Below are 310 nucleotides of genomic sequence, written 5' to 3' on the forward strand. Positions count from 1 at the left end.
AGGCCGTTGTGGTGCATGCCAAGTTAGCAATCTTGAAGGTGACGCACCTAGCTTGAACGCGCTCCATTACGGATCCTACACAGACCGCTAATCAAATACAGGCTGCTGTGCCGACCCAAACGTCGATATCAGACCACCACGGATTCCAAGCACAGCGAGACCCGGTTTCCCAACCTGCTGCCGCATGTCATTCCGACCGGACCCGATCAGATCTGGCAGGCTGACCTCACGGACGTCCGAGTCAAACAGGGTTTCGTCTACCTGGCGTGCGTACTGGACAGCTTCACTCGCGAGGTCGTCGGGTGGTCGA

The 310-nt window shown here is 57.4% G+C and carries 1 protein-coding gene; it reads left to right on the forward strand.

Translation table 11 applies throughout. The annotated features are described in order from the left end of the window. Positions 1–210 precede the first annotated feature (210 nt). Positions 211–310 (forward strand): hypothetical protein (locus GUI70_RS25520; RefSeq protein ID WP_368733643.1); only part of this gene is annotated, 100 nt, incomplete at its 3' end.

The organism is Deinococcus alpinitundrae, assembly GCF_009982895.1.
GTDB lineage: Bacteria > Deinococcota > Deinococci > Deinococcales > Deinococcaceae > Deinococcus > Deinococcus alpinitundrae.